The sequence below is a fragment of the Rhizobium sp. NZLR8 genome (assembly GCF_019685025.1).
GTDB lineage: Bacteria > Pseudomonadota > Alphaproteobacteria > Rhizobiales > Rhizobiaceae > Rhizobium.
In genome coordinates this window covers 46,626-66,541 of record NZ_JABDVY010000015.1, presented here as the reverse complement: position 1 = coordinate 66,541, position 19,916 = coordinate 46,626, and the positions used below count along the sequence as shown (strand labels likewise).

The 19,916-nt window shown below is 60.8% G+C and carries 18 protein-coding genes and 1 pseudogene; 16 read left to right on the top strand and 3 right to left on the bottom strand.

What is annotated here, in order from left to right:
* The first annotated feature begins 36 nt into the window (after positions 1 to 36).
* The 6 genes from HJB89_RS26505 to HJB89_RS26480 are packed head-to-tail and all read left to right on the top strand — an operon-like array spanning position 37 to position 5,752.
* The gene (locus HJB89_RS26505) at positions 37 to 996 is read left to right on the top strand and encodes an ABC transporter permease (RefSeq protein WP_207584523.1); all 960 of its coding nucleotides are present in this window, start codon (positions 37 to 39) and stop codon (positions 994 to 996) included.
* Between the two features lie 2 nt (positions 997 to 998).
* Positions 999 to 1,877 carry an ABC transporter permease gene (locus HJB89_RS26500; RefSeq protein ID WP_207584522.1) on the top strand — a complete coding sequence of 293 codons (879 nt, stop codon included), beginning with the start codon at positions 999 to 1,001 and terminating at the stop codon, positions 1,875 to 1,877.
* Positions 1,878 to 1,895: 18 nt separating this feature from the next.
* Entirely contained in the window at positions 1,896 to 2,813 is a 918-nt protein-coding gene (locus tag HJB89_RS26495; protein WP_207584521.1) for a dihydrodipicolinate synthase family protein, read from the top strand.
* Positions 2,814 to 2,821: 8 nt separating this feature from the next.
* Positions 2,822 to 3,838, top strand: a complete 1,017-nt coding sequence (locus HJB89_RS26490; RefSeq protein ID WP_221117191.1) for an ABC transporter ATP-binding protein — start codon at positions 2,822 to 2,824, stop codon at positions 3,836 to 3,838.
* Entirely contained in the window at positions 3,839 to 4,792 is a 954-nt protein-coding gene (locus tag HJB89_RS26485; protein ID WP_221117190.1) for an ABC transporter ATP-binding protein, read from the top strand. It abuts the gene before it with no gap.
* 24 nt (positions 4,793 to 4,816) lie between these two features.
* Complete coding sequence (locus tag HJB89_RS26480) at positions 4,817 to 5,752, top strand: dihydrodipicolinate synthase family protein (protein ID WP_221150781.1); 936 nt, start codon at positions 4,817 to 4,819, stop codon at positions 5,750 to 5,752.
* Between the two features lie 47 nt (positions 5,753 to 5,799).
* Here HJB89_RS26480 and HJB89_RS26475 read toward each other — a convergent pair whose 3' ends face one another.
* Positions 5,800 to 6,564: an IclR family transcriptional regulator gene (locus HJB89_RS26475; RefSeq protein ID WP_221117188.1), complete on the bottom strand. Its 765-nt coding sequence runs from the start codon at positions 6,562 to 6,564 to the stop codon at positions 5,800 to 5,802.
* Between the two features lie 193 nt (positions 6,565 to 6,757).
* Here HJB89_RS26475 and HJB89_RS26470 point away from each other — a divergent pair, with 193 nt between their 5' ends.
* The 9 genes from HJB89_RS26470 (at position 6,758) to HJB89_RS26430 (ending at position 16,379) form a co-directional block, all read left to right on the top strand.
* Entirely contained in the window at positions 6,758 to 8,332 is a 1,575-nt protein-coding gene (locus HJB89_RS26470; protein WP_221150780.1) for an ABC transporter substrate-binding protein, read from the top strand.
* A gap of 148 nt (positions 8,333 to 8,480) precedes the next feature.
* Positions 8,481 to 9,335: an alpha/beta hydrolase gene (locus HJB89_RS26465; RefSeq protein WP_221117186.1), complete on the top strand. Its 855-nt coding sequence runs from the start codon at positions 8,481 to 8,483 to the stop codon at positions 9,333 to 9,335.
* Entirely contained in the window at positions 9,332 to 10,942 is a 1,611-nt protein-coding gene (ggt, locus tag HJB89_RS26460) for a gamma-glutamyltransferase (RefSeq protein WP_221150779.1), read from the top strand. Before HJB89_RS26465 ends, ggt begins: the two co-directional genes overlap by 4 nt.
* Positions 10,943 to 11,066: 124 nt before the next feature.
* On the top strand, positions 11,067 to 12,041 hold the full coding sequence (locus tag HJB89_RS26455; protein WP_065282810.1) for an ABC transporter permease: 975 nt from the start codon (positions 11,067 to 11,069) through the stop codon (positions 12,039 to 12,041).
* A gap of 4 nt (positions 12,042 to 12,045) precedes the next feature.
* Complete coding sequence (locus tag HJB89_RS26450) at positions 12,046 to 12,960, top strand: ABC transporter permease (protein WP_221141795.1); 915 nt, start codon at positions 12,046 to 12,048, stop codon at positions 12,958 to 12,960.
* Positions 12,957 to 13,934: an ABC transporter ATP-binding protein gene (locus HJB89_RS26445; protein WP_207584513.1), complete on the top strand. Its 978-nt coding sequence runs from the start codon at positions 12,957 to 12,959 to the stop codon at positions 13,932 to 13,934. The genes HJB89_RS26450 and HJB89_RS26445 overlap by 4 nt, the downstream gene beginning before the upstream one ends.
* Positions 13,931 to 14,932 (top strand): ABC transporter ATP-binding protein, encoded by a 1,002-nt coding sequence (locus HJB89_RS26440; protein WP_207584512.1) that lies wholly within the window; start codon positions 13,931 to 13,933, stop codon positions 14,930 to 14,932. Before HJB89_RS26445 ends, HJB89_RS26440 begins: the two co-directional genes overlap by 4 nt.
* Before the next feature lie 221 nt (positions 14,933 to 15,153).
* Positions 15,154 to 15,828: a L,D-transpeptidase gene (locus tag HJB89_RS26435; RefSeq protein WP_207585187.1), complete on the top strand. Its 675-nt coding sequence runs from the start codon at positions 15,154 to 15,156 to the stop codon at positions 15,826 to 15,828.
* 14 nt (positions 15,829 to 15,842) lie between these two features.
* The gene (locus tag HJB89_RS26430) at positions 15,843 to 16,379 is read left to right on the top strand and encodes an OmpA family protein (protein WP_207584511.1); all 537 of its coding nucleotides are present in this window, start codon (positions 15,843 to 15,845) and stop codon (positions 16,377 to 16,379) included.
* A 98-nt stretch (positions 16,380 to 16,477) separates the two neighbouring features.
* Here HJB89_RS26430 and HJB89_RS26425 read toward each other — a convergent pair whose 3' ends face one another.
* Complete coding sequence (locus HJB89_RS26425) at positions 16,478 to 18,940, bottom strand: beta-glucosidase (protein ID WP_221150778.1); 2,463 nt, start codon at positions 18,938 to 18,940, stop codon at positions 16,478 to 16,480.
* Between the two features lie 148 nt (positions 18,941 to 19,088).
* On the opposite strand from HJB89_RS26425, the gene HJB89_RS26420 reads away from it, so the two are divergent.
* Positions 19,089 to 19,727, top strand: a complete 639-nt coding sequence (locus HJB89_RS26420; protein ID WP_221150777.1) for a TetR/AcrR family transcriptional regulator — start codon at positions 19,089 to 19,091, stop codon at positions 19,725 to 19,727.
* Positions 19,728 to 19,733: 6 nt separating this feature from the next.
* Here the strand turns inward: HJB89_RS26420 and HJB89_RS33860 are convergent.
* A pseudogene (locus HJB89_RS33860) lies at positions 19,734 to 19,875 on the bottom strand (hydrolase); the annotation flags it as partial.
* Positions 19,876 to 19,916: the final 41 nt, after the last annotated feature.

Sequence of the window (19,916 nt, the reverse complement as noted above, 5' to 3'; positions counted from 1 at the left end):
CACCCTGATAGGACGGCCTGACAATACGGATTGACGATGCTTCGATACAGTCTTAGACGCCTGATCATAGGGGTAGGCATGCTCGTTGCCCTGAGCATGCTGATCTTCCTGCTGCTGCGCCTGACACCCGGCGATCCGATCGATGCCTATATCGATCCGAACCTGCCGATGTCGCCGTCAGATCTTGCCGATCTGCGCAGAAACCTCGGACTCGACCAGCCCTTGCCCGTCCAGTATCTGGGTTGGCTGCAGCAGGCGTTGACCGGCAATCTTGGCTATTCGATCAAGCGCCTCGACCAGCCAGTACTCAGCCTGGTGCTGTCGCGGATCGGACCTACGGTGCTGTTGATGGGCACCGCACTTGCCGTCGCCATCGTCCTCGGCATCGCCTGCGGGGTGATCGGCGCCGTCCGCCGCAATTCGTTCGCCGATCTCTCCTTGTCGGTGGTTGCGCTTGCCGGCATTTCGAGCCCGGCATTCCTCAGCGCACTGATCGGCCTTTATATTTTCTCGGTCCGCCTGCACTGGATGCCGTCGGGTGGCATGCTGACGCCCGGCGAGGAGTTCTCGGTCGGTGATCTCCTTCACCATCTGATCCTGCCGGCCGCCCTCCTGTCCGTCGCGCAAACCGCATTGATCATGCGTTACATGCGCGCTTCGCTGCTCGAAGTTCTGAACCAGGATTACGTGCGCACGGCCCGCGCCAAGGGCGTTCTCGAGTTCTGGGTCATCGCTAAACATGCGTTGCGCAATGCGCTTCTTCCGATCGTCACCCTGATCGGCTCAACCATCGGGCTTGCGATCGGCGGCGCCATCTTCATCGAGAGCGTCTTCAACTGGCCGGGCATGGGGCTTTTGCTCGTCGATGCCGTGCAGACCCGCGACTACCCCGTCATCATGGGAGCGACGCTCGTCATCGGCGCTTGCGTTATCGTCGTCAATCTTCTGACCGACATCACCTATGCGGTTGTCGACCCGCGCATCAAGGTGGGCTGACCATGCTGGCACGCTCCCCCCAACGCCGCAGCCCGGGGCCACTTGCCCGCGCCTCCAGCCGTTTTCTGCTCAACAGCGCGGCCGTTGCCGGCGTTTGCATTGCCATTCCGATGCTGCTGCTGATCCTCTCCTATCCTTTATGGTGGGCTTTCCAGCCGAACGATATCGATCTTCTGGCGATGAACAGCGGCCCGACGGCAACCCACTGGTTCGGAACCGACGGCGTCGGCCGCGATGTCTTTGCGCGCGTACTCGAAGGCGGCAGGATTTCTCTGCTGGTTGCCGTCGCGTCGACCGCCCTTTCCGCGGTCATCGGCTTTCTGTTCGGAGCCATATCGGCGCTTGCGGGACGTTGGACGGACGCGGTCTCGATGCGCTTTGTCGATCTGGTGATGACCCTGCCGCCTGTCATCTTCCTGCTTGTGCTCGCCTCGATTGCCGGCACCGGCATCTGGCCGACCGTGCTCGTCATCTCGCTGCTCTCCTGGCCGCTGCTTGCCCGCATGATCCGCTCCCGGCTGCTGGAATTGCGTGAGCGCGACTTCGTCATGGCCGCCCGCGGCATGGGCGCCGGTATCGGGCATCTGCTCTTCCGCCACGGTCTGCCGAACTCGATCGATATCCTCGTGGTCTACGCAACGCTGCAGATTGCCAATGCCATCCTGCTCGAGGCGGGCCTGTCCTTCCTCGGCCTCGGTATCGCGCCGCCGGCGGCCAGCTGGGGCAACATGCTGAATGCGGCGCGCTCGACGGCCGTACTCGAACAATATCCGTGGCAATGGCTCTTCCCCGGCGGCGCGCTGATCCTTGCCGTGCTTGCAATCAATTTCATCGGCGATGGCCTCAGAGATGCCTTCGACCCGCGTGCCGAACTGAACTGACAATCGAAAGAAGCGAAAATGACCAAATTCAAGGGTGTCGTCCCCCCCGTCGTAACACCGCTCAATCCGGATCTCACCGTCGACTACCCCTCCTATACCCGCGTGCTGGAACATCTGATCGATGCCGGCTGCCACGGCGTATTCGTGCTCGGCTCGACGAGCGAAGTGATCTTCCATGACGAAAAGACCCGCCGCGAAATCATTGAGCATTCCGCCAAGGTGGTGAATGGCCGCGTGCCGCTGATCGTCGGCGTCATCGATCCGGCCACGGATCGGGTCATCGCTCATTCGAAGGTCGCAAAGGCCGCCGGCGCCGACGCAGTGGTGGTAACCGCACCATTTTACACTGTCACCAGCCAGTCCGAGATCCTCGACCATTTCCGTTATGTGAGAGACGCGGTGGATGTACCGTTGATCGCCTACGACATTCCTGTCTGCGTTCACGTCAAGCTGCAGCGCCAGACCGTCGTCACGCTTGCCAGGGAAGGCGCCATTATCGGCCTCAAGGATTCCAGCGGCGACGACGGCAACTTCCGCTATGCGCTCCTCGACCTTGCCGAACACAAGGACGTCTTCCTGATGACCGGTTCCGAGATCGTCGTCGACACAGCGCTATTGATGGGGGCCGACGGCGTTGTTCCCGGTATCGCCAATGTCGATCCGCACGGTTATGTGCGCCTTTGGGATGCCGCGCAGCGCGGCGATTGGGTCGCAGCAAAGAAGGAGCAGGAGCGCCTCTGCCGGCTCTTCGAAATCGTCTGGGTCGCGCAGGGCCGTGTCAGTGGAGGTGCATCGGGTATCGGCGCCTTCAAGGCCGCCATGCAGAGCCTCGGCATCATCGACAGCGCCGTCATGCCGCGACCGCGTGCCTCGCTCAACGATGCGGAAACGGCACGGATCGACGAGATCCTGCGTGCAACCGGCCTGCTGAACTGAGCAAGCCGATGGAACAGACCGCCGGACCGGTACTCGATATCAGGGGATTGCGAACGATCTTCCGCATGCGCGGCGGCGAGATCACCGCGGTCAACGATATCGACCTGACGGTTGCCGCCGGCGAGACGCTGGCGCTCGTCGGCGAATCCGGCTCCGGCAAGTCGGTCACCAGCCTGTCGGTCATGCGGCTGCTCACCCGCAACATCGGTGTGATCGCCGCAGGCAGCATCCGCCTGACCACGCGGTCCGGCGCGGTCCGGGACCTTGTTTCCCTTGATGAAAGGAGCATGCGCGGGATCAGGGGCGACGACATCGGCATGGTGTTCCAGGAGCCGATGTCGAGCCTCAATCCCGTTTTCACCATCGGCGACCAGATCGCCGAACCGATCCGCATCCATCGCGGGGCGGGCCGCAAGGCGGCGATGGACGCAGCCGTCGCCTTGCTTGAAAGCGTCGGTATACCGGACGCCCGGCGCCGTGCCGGCCAATATCCGCACGAATTGTCGGGCGGCATGCGCCAGCGTGCCACGATCGCCATGGCGCTCGCCTGCGATCCGGCGCTGCTGATCGCCGACGAGCCGACCACGGCGCTCGACGTGACGATCCAGGCGCAGATTCTCGATCTGCTTCTCAGGCTGCAGCGCGAGCGCGGCATGGCCATGCTCTTCGTCACCCACAATCTTGGCGTGGTCGCCGAAATCGCCCATCGCGTCGCGGTGATGTATGCCGGCCGGATCGTCGAAGAGGGACCGGTCGGCGAGGTTTTCCGCAATCCGAAGCATCCCTATACGATGGGCCTTCTCGCCTCCATGCCGCGCCTGGGTGACGCGGCGCGGATGAAGCAGGCCGGCGACAAGCTCGCCGCCATTCCCGGCATGGTCCCGAGCCTGATGAACATGCCGAGCGGCTGTGCCTTTTCGCCGCGCTGCAAATTCGCGATCGATGCCTGTAGCGCCGCGGTTCCCGTGCTTGAACAGGTCAATCCGCAGCACCGCAGCCGCTGCATCAGATGGCAGGAGATCTAGATGAGCGCACCGCTGCTATCCGTCCGCGACCTCTCGAAACATTATACTTCCCGCGGTACGCGGCTGAACATTCTTGAGGGCATCTCCTTCGATATCGGCAAGGGGGAAGTCGTCGGGCTCGTCGGCGAATCCGGCAGCGGAAAGACCACGATCGGGCGCTCCGTCCTTCGGCTCGTCGAACCTTCGTCAGGCAGCGTCCGCTTCGACGGGAATGAACTCACAGCACTTTCCGCCTCGGCGCTCAGACGGCAACGGCCGCGTATGCAGTATATTTTCCAGGATCCCTTCGCCAGCCTGTCGCCGCGCATGACGATCGGCGAAATCCTGACCGAGGGCCTGAAGATCCAGGGGATCGGCACCTCTCACGACAGGTTGGAACGGGCGCTGTCGGCCTTGGCCCAGGTCGATCTGCCCACTGAGGCGATCAATCGGTACGCGCATGAATTTTCCGGTGGCCAGCGCCAGCGCATCGGCATCGCCCGGGCATTGACCTTATCGCCCGAATTCATCGTCGCCGACGAGCCGGTCTCGGCGCTCGACGTGTCGATCCAGGCGCAGGTGATCAATCTGCTGCGCGAACTGCAGCAGCGGCTTGGCCTTACCATGCTGTTCATCTCGCATGATCTTGCCGTCGTCGAATATATCTGCGACCGGGTGATCGTGCTCTATCTCGGCCGTATCATGGAAATTGCGCCAAGCGCCGATCTCTATGCGAGGCCGCAGCATCCCTATACGCGCGCGCTGCTCTCGGCGATTCCGTCGCCCGATCCGGATGCCCGCCGGAACAGACAGATCCTGAAAGGCGATATTCCAAGCCCGGCCAATCCGCCGAGCGGATGCGTTTTTCGCACGCGCTGTCCGAGCGCGCTCGATGCCTGCGCCGGCGTCGTCCCGCAATTGCGGGAAATCGCGCCCGGCCACGTCAAGGCCTGCATTCGCGACGACCTCGACTGATCCGCCATCTACCGGAGAAAACAGATGAACGCGAAGACGCCACATCCCGCCATCGGCGGAAACTGGGCGAGCCTGCTTTTGCCGATCGCAGCCGATGACAGCATCGAATTCGACAAGCTCGGCGAAGAGATCGACATCCTCATCGATGCCGGTGTCGACGGTATCTATTCGAACGGCACGGCAGGGGAATTCCACAATCAGACGGAGGAGGAATTCGACAGCATCCAGGCGATGCTGGCCGAACGCTGCAAGGCTTCCTCCATGCCATTCGTGATCGGCGCCTGCCAGCCCGACCCGCGGATCATGCTCAATCGCGTCCGCCGCGCCGCCGGGCTCGATCCCCGCGCCATTCAGGTCATATTGCCGGACTGGTGGCCGATCAGCGATGTCGAAGCAGTCGACTTTTTGAAACGGGCGGCCGTCGTCGCCGACGGAATTCCGCTCATCCTCTACAATCCGCCGCATGCAAAACGGGTGCTGGCGCCAAAGGAGTTGGGCATGGTCTGCGCGGCAGTGCCGGAGGTAACCGGCATCAAGCTCGCCGACGGCGACGCTTCCTGGTATGCCGAAACACGCCGGCATCTGTCCGGGCTTTCGCTCTTCGTCCCCGGCCATCATCTCGCAACCGGCATCAAGCAAGGCGTCGCAGCAGGCTCCTTTTCCAATGTGGCCTGCCTTAGTCCCCGCGGTGCTCAGACCTGGACACTCTCGATGCGAAGCGATCTCGACGCCGCACTCGAACTGGAACGACACATCTGCATGTTTATGGACGCGCATATCGTCCCCTTTCGCCAGGATTTCGGCTATTCGAACGCCGCTCTCGACAAGCTTTTGTGTGCCATCGGCAATTGGGGACCGGTGGGCACCCGCTTACGCTCTCCTTATCAATCGATAGACTCGGCAGAAGCGGTCAGGTTGCGACGCATCGCACGCTCCGAACTCCCCGATCTTTTCCCCTGAATTTGCTTAAAGAAGGGGCTTTCCGATATGGCGCAGAACGAAAAGCTCTACCATCCCAGCCGGGCCGATATCTTGCTGGAGGCCTCCTTCAGCAGAACGATGAAGCGGTCGACGTCGCTTTTTTGCGTGCGAAAGGCGGGGGCGCCGACATTCACCGCGGCGATCACGGATCCGTCGAATGCCAGAACCGGCACTGAGACGGAGACGAGTTGCTCGCTGACTTCACCGTAACTCACACAAAATCCCTGGCGGCGGATTTTATCCAATTCAGCAACCAACTTGCTGCGATCCGTGATGGTGCGCTTGGTCAGCCGCGGCAAAGTCTCGGGGATCATTTGCAACTGCACCTGGGGGTGGAGATAGGCGAGAAGCACCTTGTACGAGCCGGCCGTGAGCGGTCGTCTTCGACCGATCATCGCCTGTACCCGCAAGTCGCGCATCGGTTCGAACTTTGCAATGCACAGGGATTCGCCATTGTCGATGATCCTGAGCTGGGTCGTTTCGTTCGCCTTCTGGCCAACTTCTTCAAGAACAGGATTGGCTATTCGCACCAGATCAACCTGTGTCGAGGCGGCAGTCCCGAGAATGATCGCAGTCGTCCCCAGCCGGTAAGTGCCTGTATCGCTCTTCCGCACCAGGCCGCGCCGTTCCAGTGTGCGTAACATGCGTAAAATTCTCGGCTTGGTTTCCCCGAGGTTCTGCGCCACCTCAGTCAATCTGATATCCGGGTTTTTGGCGACATTTAGCAAGACGTCGATGCAGACATCAACAGACTGCACGATATCGCTTTTTGACGGTTGTCTTTTGTCCATGGGACCAGAATTTTTTCCGCGACAGAGGTTGAAGGCATGGCATAGTTTGAAGTTACACCTATCGTAACGCGCTTGTTTTCCGTTTGACAACCCCCTTGAGGGGCCCTTACCAATTTGTGTCGAGAGTGGACGGGAACCTGCTCGTACCGACCAAGCAAGGTCGGCCTAAAAACGCTAAACCGGGATTGAAGAAATGGCCGTAAAAACATTGACGCGAGCAGCTATCGGGCTGTTCGGCACGATTGCTATTCCTGCAATGGTCGTCGCACAGGAAACCCCGCTGACGATCGGGATGTCGACGACGCCGACGACGCTCGACCCCCATGAAGACAGTTCGGCGCCCAACAATGCGACCTCGCGCCATATCTGGGACAGCCTCATAAACCTCACCGGAACGTCGGCAAATGCGCCGGAACTCGCCACCGAATGGAAGGTCGTCGACCCTACCCACTGGGAATTCAAGCTGCGAAAGGGCGTGAAATTCCATGACGGCAGCGAGTTCAACGCCGATGACGTCATCGCTTCGCTTCTGCGTGCCCGCGACAAGCCCAGCCAGAGCTTTGCTTCCTACACACGCAATATTGTGAACGTCACGGCCACGGATCCCTATACCATCGTCGTCGAGACGAAGGTTCCGGATCCGATCCTGCTGAATTCCGTCAGCCGAATTCGCATTATCAGCGCCGATTGCAAGGAGGCGCCAGTCCAGGATTTCGACAACGGCAAGTGTGCAATCGGAACCGGGGCATATTCCTTCGTCTCCTATTCGCCAGGCAGCAACCTGACCTTGAAGCGCAATGACAGCTATTTCGCTGGCCCCTCGCACTGGTCGAACGTCACGCTCCGCTTCCTGCCCGACGATGGCGCCCGTCTGGCATCGCTTCTCTCCAACGAGATCGACATTGTCGAAACCCTTCCTGCCGATGGAATGGCACGCGTGGAAGCGAGCGATAATCTGCAAGTCATCAACGGCCTGTCTTCCCGCTTCGTTTATCTTGGCCTCGATGTCAGCCGCGATGTTTCACCTTTCGTGAAGGCTGCGGATGGCTCCGATCTCGACAAGAACCCGCTCAAGGATGAGCAGGTGCGTCGCGCAATGCTGATGTCGATCAACCGGCCGGCAATCGTCGACCGCGTCATGCAGAAGAACGGCACGGTGGCCGACCAATTCGTCGACCAAGGCTATGCCGGCTATTCCGAAAAAGTCGAGAAGGTGGGCTATGATCCTGCCGCCGCCAAGGCGCTTCTGGCCGAGGCCGGTTATCCGGATGGCTTCAGCCTGACCCTGCATGGTCCCTCTGGCCGTTACGTCAAGGATGCCGAAGTTCTGCAGGCGGTCGGCCAGATGTTCACGCGCATCGGCATCAAATCGAAAGTCGAGGTCCTGCCCTGGTCGATGTATTCGGAAGCCTATTCGAAAGGCGCCTACAGCACCTATTTCGGCTCCTGGGGTGTCAACACCGGCGAAACCACCAATCCGACTGTTGCGCTGGTCGCCACGCGCGACGAGAAAAAGGGGACCGGCAGATATAATGGCGGCGGCGTGTCCGATCCGCAGATCGACGAGGTGCTGGCCAAGGCGAGTTCGACGCTCGATGAAGCTGCACGCGCGCCCCTTCTCCAGGAGCTGTCGATTGAGACCTTCAACAACCTCTGGCTCCTACCGATGCATTACGAAAATGTCGTGCTGGGTGCCAAGAAGACCGTGTCCTACACTCCGCGCGGCGACAAATATACGCTCGCTTACGACGTGAAGCCGGCGGACTGATGCATGTCGTCCAAAAGCGTGCAGCGGTTTTGAGACAAATTAAGATTTGAAGTGCGTCGCATCGATCCATTCGATGCGACGCGGTTTTAAAACAGCAGCATGGGGCCGCACCAGAGCCGTCCCTTTCTTCATCTTCCAGGAGACATTCATGCAGGAACTTGGAACGGGCGAAGCCGTCGCCCGGGCGAAGGCCATCTATGACTATGGCCAGACGGCCATCTTCGCCTCTCAGGCCGATCCCCGCCTCCATATGGTGCTTTATGTGCCACCGACGGCGGCAGATGGCCGCGAGCTCGACCTCCTGGTCGCGGTCCACGGCACCGGGCGCACGTCGGCCATCGACTTCCGCGACGGTTTTGCCGAATTCGGGCTCTACAACGACTGCGCCATCCTTTGCCCAATCTTCCCGGTTGGCGTTCTCGGCGATGGTGCGCGTTCCGGCTACAAGTTCCTTGAGGAAGGCGACATCCGTTACGACCAGGTCGTCCTCGCCATGGTCGCGGAGATGGCCGACAAATACCGCCAGGACTGGTCCAAATTCGCCATGTTCGGCTTCTCCGGCGGCGGGCATTTCGTGCACCGTTTCACCATCCTGCATCCGGAAAAACTCTGGGCGGCATCCATCGGCGCACCTGGTTCCGTCACCCTTCTGGATCCGACGCGTGACTGGTGGGTCGGCATTCGGGATCTGGAGGCGCGCTTCGGCAAGCCCTTCCGGCCCGAAGATCTCGCCAGGGTGCCGGTGCATATGATCGTCGGCGATGCCGATCTGGAGACCTGGGAAATCACCCACAAGCCGGGCGGCAAATATTATATGGACGGCGCCAACGACGCCGGCAACACCCGGCCCGAGCGCCTTGCCGCCCTGGCGAACTCATTCCGCAAAGCGGGTGTCGATGTGACATTCGATCGTGTTCCGGGCGTCTCTCACGACCGGATGAAGGTTCTCGGTCACGTCAAGGCCTTCCTGGCAAAGGTGCTGGAGGAGCGGCTCGCGAAATGAGAAATGCAACGATCGTAGCGCCTCAGCCGGAGGCAGTCGAAGCCGGGGCGGAAGTTCTCGAACGCGGCGGCAATGCCATCGACGCAGCACTCGCCTGTGCTTTCGTCCAAGGGGTGGTCGACCCGCAGATGGCCGGCATCGGCGGCTTCGGCTCGATGCATGTCTACATGCCGAAAAAGGGCGTGCACGAGATCCTCGAATTTTATGCGCGCGCGCCGTTGAAGGCTGCACCGGACATGTGGCTCGACAAGATCAAGCACCAGAGCCGCGACGGCTTCGGCTACGTGCTTGAAGGCAATATTTCCGATATCGGCTACCTTGCCGTCTGCACCCCCGGCTCGCTCAAGGGCTATGAGACCGCGCTGCGCGACTACGGCACCTTCGATTGGGCCGATCTCATCAAGCCGGCCATCCACCTTGCCCGTAACGGTTTCATGATCCGAAACCACATGCACTGGTATTGGGCCAAGGACCAGTCGAACGACGGCTTTGCCAACACGCTCGCCAAGCTGCGCTTTTCTGCAACGGGCCGGAAAACCTATTTCCACGACGACGGCACGCTCAAGAATGTCGGCGACCTGCTCGTCAACAAGGACATGGCCGAGACCCTCGAACGCATCGCGCGAAGCGGCGACTCGGACATTTTCTATCACGGCGAACTGGCCGAACAGATCGCCGACGATTTCAAGACACATGGCGGCTTGATCGATCGGGAGGATCTGGCGCGTTACGAATTATCGAAGGTAGAGCCGGTTTGGGGCGACTACCGCGACAACCGCATTGCTACCTCACCTCCGCCAGGCTCGGGCTTCTCGATGCTCGAACTCCTGCATATCATGGAGCAGTTCGATGTCGGCTCGCTGCAGCATGGCAGCGCCGAACATGTCCGCATCCTGTTCGAAGCGATGAAGCGGATGACGATCGACAAGGACGCGCATATGGGCGATCCCGCCTATGTCGACGTGCCCTATGAAAAGCTGCTGTCGAAAGAGCATGCAAAGGCGCATGCCGGCGCGATCAAGGCGGGCGAGATCGCCAGTGTTTCGCGTCCTGATGGCTCACAGCGCGACACTACCCACATCTCGGTGATCGATAAGGACGGCAATGCAGTCGCGATGACCCACACCCTCGGCAGCCCCTCGGGCGCGATCACCGACGGCCTCGGCTTCATGTATAATGGCACGATGAGCCGCTTTAATCCGCTTCCCGGCAAGCCCGGGTCGATCGCACCCGGCAAGCGGCGTCCCAGCTCGGCTGCACCGACGATCGTCTTCAAGGGCGACGAGCCCAGCATCGTCATGGGAGCGCCAGGCGGCAGCTATATCGCGCCGGCCGTTGCGCAATCCCTGATGAACATGATTGATTTCGACATGTCCGTGCTCGAAGCCGTCTCGGCGCCAAGGATTGTAGGGGTGTCAAACACGATCGACATCTGCAATCGGATTCGACACTCTGTCGAAGACGGGCTGCGGGCGCAGGGCTACCAGGTGGCGCGGTCGCCGCAGACATACGCGTTCGCCGCAGTCCACGCGATCAAGATTGACGGCGGCATCTCGAAAGGCGCGGCCGATCCGCAGCGCGACGGGATGGCGATCTCCGTCGGCTAAAGCGTGTCGCGCAAAAGTGCGCAGCGGTTTTGCGACAACGACATGCGTGAAAACAACGACGTCGATCAAAGTGTTACAGCGTCCTTCGCGGCTCTCGGAAGACGCGCGCTGGAGGGAGAGTTCAATGGTCACATCCATTATCAGGCGGTTGATACAGGCGCTGTTCGTCATTGTCGCGATGACGATCATTGTCTTCATCGGCGTCAATGTGATCGGCAACCCGGTCGACATCCTCATCAACCCGGACGCCAATCAGGCGGAGCGGGCACTGGTTATCGCCCATTACGGTCTGGATCAGCCGCTGTGGAAACAGTATCTGCTGTTTCTCCAAGGACTTCTGCATGGGGACTTCGGCAACAGCTTCGTTTATGGGCGGCCGGCGCTGGGTCTGATCCTCGAACGTCTCCCGGCGACGCTCGAACTGGCGATCACGGCTCTCGGCATCGCGCTGCTTTTCGGCTTGCCGCTTGGGCTGTATGCAGGGCTCTACCCCAATCGGATTTCCTCCAAGCTGATCATGAGCGGCTCGATTCTGGGCTTCTCACTTCCGACCTTCTGGGTCGGCCTCATGCTGATCATGGTGTTTTCCGTCGAGCTCGGCTGGTTGCCGACGAATGGCCGCGGCCCAACGCGGGAACTGCTTGGTGCACAATGGTCGTTTCTGACCGGAGACGGCATCCGGCATCTCTTATTGCCGGCCTTCAACCTGGCTCTGTTCAAGACGTCGCTCATTCTTCGGCTGACCCGCGCCGGTGTACAGGAGGTTCTTCCCCAGGACTATGTGAAGTTTGCCCGCGCCAAGGGATTGCGAGAGCGGCGGATCATTTCGGTGCACGTTCTCAAGAACCTGATGATACCGGTGGTGACCATCATCGGTCTCGAGTTCGGCTCACTGATCGCCTTTTCGGTCGTCACCGAAAGCATCTTTGCGTGGCCGGGCATGGGCAAGCTCATCATCGACTCCATCAACCTTCTCGATCGCCCCGTCATCGTCGCCTACCTGATGATGATGGTGCTGCTCTTCGTTGTCCTCAATTTCATCATCGATATCTGTTATACCCTTCTGGATCCTCGGGTCCGGCTGGAAGGAAAGGCTTGACCCCATGGCCGAACCAAACACGCAAGACACAAGCGCTCCAACGCCCGAACCCGGTCGTCTGTCGAAAGGGATCGCGGATTTCTTCAGCTCTCCGGCAGCCGCGATCGCATTCCTCACGCTGGTGATCATCTGTTGCCTGGCGTTGCTCGCGCCATGGATTTCCCCGCAAAATCCCTATGATTTGATGCAGCTCGACATCATGGACGGGCGACTGCCGCCGGGGTCCGAATCCATGACCGGGCTCGTCTATCACCTCGGTACCGACAGCCAGGGCCGCGATATCCTGTCCGGCATCCTCTATGGCCTGCGCACCTCGTTACTGGTGGGCGTTCTGTCGGCTTTCGCTGCTGCCATTATCGGAACCTCTGCCGGGCTGTTCGCCGCTTACATGGGAGGGCGCACGGAAACCGCAATGATGCGGCTCGTCGACCTGCAGCTGTCTTTTCCCACCATCTTGATGGCGCTCATGATGCTCGCCATCCTCGGCAAGGGTGTGTCCAACGTCGTGATCGCACTGATTATCGCCGAGTGGGCGACTTATGCCCGCACGGTCCGCGGCACCGCTCTGGTCGAGCGCGAAAAGGAATATATCGAGGCGGCCCGGATGCTGCGCCTGCCCGGATGGCGCATCCTCTTCAGGCACCTGCTGCCGAACTGTCTTGCGCCGGTCATCGTCATAGCCACCATGCAGATCGCCAGGGCGATCAGCCTCGAAGCAACCTTGTCCTTCCTCGGTCTCGGTGCATCCGTGACCGAACCCTCGCTCGGCATGCTGATCTCGACCGGCTACCAGTATCTTCTGACAGGCCTCTACTGGATCAGTTTCTTCCCAGGCATTGCCCTTCTGGTCACGATTGCGGCGATCAATCTCGTCGGCGACCGGCTACGCGATGTCCTCAACCCGAGGAACATGTCATGACCCCGTTGCTGCAAGTGAGCAATCTCGTCACCGAATTCGGCGACGGCAGGGGACGCCCCAGCCTTTGCGCCGTCAATGATGTGTCGTTTACGGTGGAGCGCGGCAAGGTCCTTGGTCTTGTGGGAGAATCCGGATCCGGAAAATCGGTGACCGGCTTCTCGATCATGCGGCTTCTCGATAAACCCGGCCGGGTTGCCGGCGGCAGGGTCATCTTCGACGGCGCCGACATTGCGAAATATTCGGACGAGGAGATGCGGCAGCTACGCGGCAAGCGGATCGCCATGGTATTCCAGGATCCGATGATGACGCTCAATCCGGTCCTGACGGTCGGGACGCAGATGGTGGAAGCCGTCCAGGCACATGAGCGTGTCTCAAAGGATGCCGCCAGGCAGTGGGCGCGGGATGCTTTGGCGCTGGTCGGAATACCAAGCCCTGAAGAAAGGCTTGCCGCCTACCCACATCAGTTTTCCGGCGGAATGCGCCAGCGCGTGGCGATTGCCATCGCGCTTCTTCACAAGCCGGACCTTATCATTGCCGATGAACCGACAACAGCGCTGGATGTGACGATCCAGAGCCAGATCATTTCCGAATTCCAGAAACTCACCGAAGGGGGAAATACGGCGGTGATCTGGATCACCCACGATCTGGCGATCGTCTCAAGATTGGCCGATGAGATCGCTGTCATGTATGCCGGCCGCCTCGTCGAGACCGGACCGGTGGGCAAGGTTCTGACCGATCCCCACCATCCCTACACTGCCGGCCTGATCGCTTCCGTTCCTTCGCAAAACAGACGCGGAGAGCCGCTTCGCCAGATCCGCGGCATGACGCCGGCGATCAACCGCCTCCCACAGGGATGCAGTTTTCGTACGCGCTGTGATCGGGCAACCGACGGCTGTCTGGTCATGCCGGCGCTCATGCCGGAAGGTGATCGCTCCTTCCGCTGCATTCACCCCGTAACGAAAGAGATAGCATGATGACCGCCATGCCCCTGATCGAAGCGAGGAACGTGTCGCAGCGCTTCGGAGCCAAGCCCGACCTGGCCGCCAAGATCGCGCTCAAGCTCAAGCTGGCCAAACCGGCGCCTGTCGTTCACGCACTTGATGATGTCAGCCTCAGCATCCGGCCTGGAGAGGTTGTCGGCCTTGTCGGCGAAAGCGGCTGCGGAAAGTCGACGCTTGGCCGCGCCATTGCAGGGATCACCTCGCCGAGCCAGGGCCACATTCTCTGGAAGGGGATGGACCGAAGCGCCATGTCGAAAGGCGAGCAGCATCAGTTCGGTCTCGCCAGCCAGATGATCTTCCAGAACCCGATGGCGGCTCTCAATCCGCGAATGACCGTCGAGGAGCTTATCTGGGAGGCGCCTCGAACACATGGGCTTGCCCGCTCGACGGAACGCGACGCCTATGTCGACAGATATTTGATGCTGGCCGGTTTCAACCCGGCCATGAAAAAGCGATACCCGCACCAGTTTTCCGGTGGCCAGCGGCAACGCGTCAACATTGCGCGCGCGCTTGCCGTGCAGCCGAAATTCCTCGTCTGTGACGAAAGCGTCGCGGCGCTCGACGTTTCCATCCAGGCCCAGGTCATCAACCTGTTCATGGAACTTCGTGACAAGCTCGACCTGACCTATTTGTTCGTCAGCCATGATCTCGGCGTCGTGGAACATATTTCCGACCGCGTTGCGATCATGTATCTCGGCCGCATCGTCGAAGAGGCGCCCGTCGAGGAAGTTTTCAGGCGGCCCAATCATCCTTACACGAAAGCGCTCTTGGCCGAGGTGCCGCGCATCGAACCCGGCAAACGACAGTTCAAGCCCGTCGATGGCGAACTCCCCAGCCCGATAAACCCGCCGAAAGGCTGTCACTTCCATCCGAGATGCCCATTCGCGATGGACCGCTGTCATATGGAAGTGCCGGTGAAAAAGGAAATTGCACCGGGGCATCTGTCGGCTTGCCATCTCAATGATGAATGATCTCAAACGACAGGACCGCTGACAGCGATCTGTTTGTGCAAGTGGTTCGCGGGTTTGTAGGCGTGGCGTCATCTTGGATGAGTAACGATTTGAGCAAAATTTATCCAGAAGGCCGGCAACTCGACCCCGGCCCTGAGGGAAGGGAAGAATTTTCTGTTGTCGCAAATGAAAAATCTGTTTTACTGATTTTCACTGCTGTGGCTTTAAGGGGGATATTGTCGATGGTGGGGACCCGCAGAGATATTTTGCTTGGTGGTTTGGCGTTACTTGGCGCCGGTGCAGTCGGGAAACCGGCGCTCGCCGCGGCGTCTTCCTATTTTGGTGGCACGATCGTCGATAATGGCGTGACGTTCCGAGGGACCAACTTCGCCAAGATCGACAAACAGTGGCACCGCCAGGTCGTCAAATACTTCAGCAGCGAGCCGATCGGCACCGTCGTCGTCGATACAAGGCACCATTTTCTTTACGTGATTATGGAGAACAAGACCGCCATCCGCTACGGCGTCGGCGTCGGTCGCGAGGGCTTCAAATGGTTCGGCCGCGCCACGATCGATGCCAAATCGCTTTGGCCGCGCTGGACGCCGCCGCCGGAGATGCGCAAGCGCCATCCAGAACTGCCGGAATTCGTGGCGGGAGGCTCCCCGAAGAACCCGCTTGGCCCGCGCGCCATGTACCTGCATCGCGACGGCGTCGACACCGGCTATCGCTTCCATGGCACGCTTGAGCCCTGGAGCATCGGCAAGGATGCCTCCAGCGGCTGTATCCGCATGTTCAACGAGGACGCCATCGATCTTTACCAGCGCTGCCCCATCGGCACGGCCGTACAGGTTCTCCCGCATATCGCCGACCAGGCTGAAAGCACCACTCAGGTCAGCCAAACAACTCCGGTCGAATAAGGAATATCACCCTGATGTCTATCACGACCGGATACACGAGACGCCTTCTTGCTGCGGCCATGCTCCTGGGGCTTGTGGCCTGCTCCACCACAGAAATCGCCTCCCTGGAAGAACCCACCGCAGCGCCGATGACCGGCCAGACCAACGATCCCGCGCCCGGTTTCGAAAAAGTGGCGGCGGGCAGCGAAGAGGATTTTATCCTCAATGTCGGCCGGCGGATCTACTTCAAGCAGGACTCCGCCGCGCTCGATTCCGTCGCCATGGCAACCCTGGATAATCAGGCCAATTGGCTCAATAGGAACCCGACCTGGCTGCTCAAGCTGCAGGGATTTGCCGACGATTCCGGTTCCGCTTCGAAGATGGAGACGCTGTCGCAGAAGCGCGCCGATGCGGCAATGGCCTATCTCACCTCGAAGGGGGTGGACGCCAAGCGCATGTGGGCCAGGGGCTACGGCAACGATCGCGAAGTTCGCGACTGTACGGATCGCTCCTGCAAGGTGCAAAACAGGCGCGTCGTCACCAATCTCCGCACCCAGCCCGACGCGGTCTGATCGCAGATCGAACCAACCAATCGTCTCTGAGAAGACTTACGGTTCAAGGTATCGGCAAGGCCCGGTTGAAGTACAACAAGGGCCTCGCCAGCCTACCGTTAATGTGAAGGTGGCAGCACATAATCGAATGGTAACGGCAGATCGATGACGAACCTGATATCCGCGGCATTCGCCGCCACGACCAGCTGATAGTCGCCCGGTTCGGCCCGAAAGGCACCGGCCCCGACGTCGAAATAAGCGAGATCGCGCGGCAGGATCTTCATTGTGACCGTGCCGGTCTCACCGGGCTGCAGCGATAGCTTTGCGAAGGCGCGCAGTTCCTTGTCCGGCCGCTCCACTTTGGTCTTCGGTGAACGCACATAAAGCTGCACCAGTTCCGATCCCGCCCGGTCGCCGATATTGGTCAGATCGACACTGACAGTCACGCCTTCGGCGCCCATTTCGCTGGCCGAAAGCCGCGGCGCACCCCAGTCAAAGCGCGTATAGCCAAGGCCGAAGCCGAAGGGGAAGAGCGGCTCGACGGCGCGTATGTCGTGATGACGGTAGCCGACGAAGACGCCTTCGGCATAGCGTACATGCCCATCCTTGCCGGGATAGACGATGGGATCGCCAGTGATGGCGGAATTGTCGGCCAGCGCCTTCGGGAAGGTCTGCGGCAGGCGCCCGCCGGGCTCGGCATCGCCGAACAGGATATCGGCGACGGCATTGCCCAGTTCCTGCCCCGGATACCAGATCTGCAGCACGGCGCGAACCTTGCCGAGCCAGGGCATTTCCACCGGGCCGCCGGTCTGCAACACGACCACGGTGTTTGCGTTGACAGCCGCAACCCGCTCGATCAGTTCCTCCTGCCGGCCGGGAAGCCGCATGTCGGGCAGGTCCAGACCCTCGGTATCCCATTCGCCATCGCGGCCGACGAAGAGAAGCGCAACATCGGCATTGCGGGCCGTCTCGACGGCTGCCCCGATATCGGCCTCGCCGAGCGGCTTTTCCAGACCGAAACGGACGGCGATGAGGTTGATGCCCTCCCCGCTCGCGGTAGACGGCTCATACTCGACGGTAACCGCATAGTCCCGGCCGGCTTCGAGCGTCAGGGTGCCGCGCTGCTCGTCATTGGCTGTGCCGAAATAGTTCTCGCCGCGCGTCCAGCCATCATGGCCGTCGACCGTCAGCACAGCATCGACGAAGAGCCGCGCCAGGCCGGCATTGGTCATGCCGAAGACATGATCACCGCTCTCCTCGGGCACGAATTGCATCTTCATCCGGGCCGAGAAATCTGCGGGGTCGAGTTCGCCCGACGGCAGCTCGAACCAGAAGAACTCGCCCTTGTCGACGGTCTCGACATGCAGCGGATTGCCCTGACAGCCACGCCCCTTGAAATATTCGACGGTGATCTTTCCCTTGAACACGTCGATCAGACGGTTGTGGCGGCAGCCGACCGCATGGCTGATGCTGTTGGCATTGGAAAGCGCGGCCCGAATGCCTTCGAGCGGGCTAACCGTATAATGCGCCGCCATCTGCGCACTGCCGCCGCCCATGACACGCGCGCTTGCGGCATTGGGGCCAATAACGGCAATCCGGTCGAGCGAGGTCTTGGCAAGCGGCAGGATGCCGTCGTTCTTGAGGAGGACCGCGCCTTCCGCGCCGAGGCGCCGGATCAGTGCCCGGTCTTCAGGCAGATCGATCGCCTGCTCGGTGAGATCGGGCTTCTTCTCGAAGGCGCCGACCCGCTCGAGCAGACACAACATGCGCCGCGCCGCCGCCCGCACAGTGGCGGCCTCAACCTTGCCCTCGCGCACGGCGGCAACCAGCTTCTCGCCGCGATCGCGCGCCGGACCCGGCATTTCAAGATCGAGACCGGCGTTGATCGTCTCTTCAGTCGAATGCGATCCGAACCAGTCGGACATGACGATCCCGTCAAATCCCCATTCCTCACGCAGCACCTTGGTCAGCAGCCAGTGATGCTCGCTCGTATAGGTGCCGTTGAGGCGGTTATAGGAAGACATGACGGCCATCACGCCGGCGCGGCGGACGGCCTGTTCGAAGGGCGGCAGATAGATTTCGCGCAACGTCCGCTCGTCGATATCGGAGGACATGGTCTGCCGCTCGATCTCGGATTCATTGCCGGCGAAGTGCTTGATCGTCGCCGCGATCCCCTCGCCCTGGACGCCGTCGATATAGGCGACGGCGAGTTCGGCGGTCAGCATCGGATCTTCGGAATAACATTCGAAATTGCGTCCGTTGAGGCCGGAGCGATGGATATTCACCGTGGGCGCCAGCAGTACCGCCGCACCCTTGCTCTTTGCCTGACGCGCCAGCGCCACACCCATCTGCCGGACGAGATCAGGATTCCAGGTGGCGCCGAGGGCGACGCCGACGGGAAAACAGGTCGCCTTGACGCCGGCGACCAGTGAGCCGGCGCCGCGGGCGCCATTCGGCCCGTCTGTCACCTTGATCTTCGGTACGCCGAGACGCTCGACAGGAACGGTCGTCCAGAAATCGGCGCCGGATAGCAGGGAGACCTGCTCCTCGAGCGTCATCTGGTCGAGAATGGAATCGATCATGCAAACCTCCCAAGAAAATCCTTAAACCTACCGATTACTCGGTATTTTTAAGATGTCAATCGGGCAAGCCTGATGTATGGATGAAGAGCACCGGAGAAATCAGTTGAGGCGCGCGCCGATCGCCGCTCCAAGAGGCAGGCAAGAGACGATGGCGGAATTATCAGAACAGAAGACCGGACAGGACGAAAAGCGGCAGCGTCGATCCACCAAGGGCGAAGCCCGCCGCGCGGAAATCCTGACGGCGGCGATGCGGCGCTTTGCCGAAGACGGCTACCAGAATGCCGCCATCGCCGACATCGCCCGGGATGTCGGCCTGTCGCTGCCCGGTCTTCTGCACCACTTCCCGACCAAGGTCGATCTCCTGCTCGCCATCCTCGCCAGGCGCGATCTCGAAAGCGCGGATTTCATCGGGCACTACCGCTCCGATCTCAGCGGCCTGCTCAAGGGCATGGTTGCAGTCTTCCGCCGCAACGCCGAAATGGTCGAGGTGGTCAGGGCCTTCGCCATCCTGAATGCTGAGAGCCTGATGAAGGATCACCCCGCCAAGCCATGGTTTCTCGCTCGCGCCACCCAGATGCAGAACGATGTCGCCTCGACCTTCGAACGAGCCATCTCAGATGGCACGATCGACGCCAAGATCGATGGCGAGGCGATGGCCGCCGAACTGATCGCCGTGATGGACGGCCTTCAGATGCTCTGGCTGCGCGATCCCACCCGCTTCGACATGGTCGGCGGCCTGGAAGCCTATGTCGGCCGGCTGTTGGCAAGCCTCGGTTTGGAAGACTGATTGGATTTATCTTCCATCAAGCCGGGCCAACCAGTTCACGATGCCGCTTACGGCTTCGCGATACCTCTGCCCGACCAGCAAACCCGTATATCTCGCACCCTGAATATCTATACGTGCCGCCAATGTGCCGCGCTGTCGCCCGGCCTCGTCCTCACCGCCGCATCGGAGCGGCGGTGAGGGCTCTCCCAA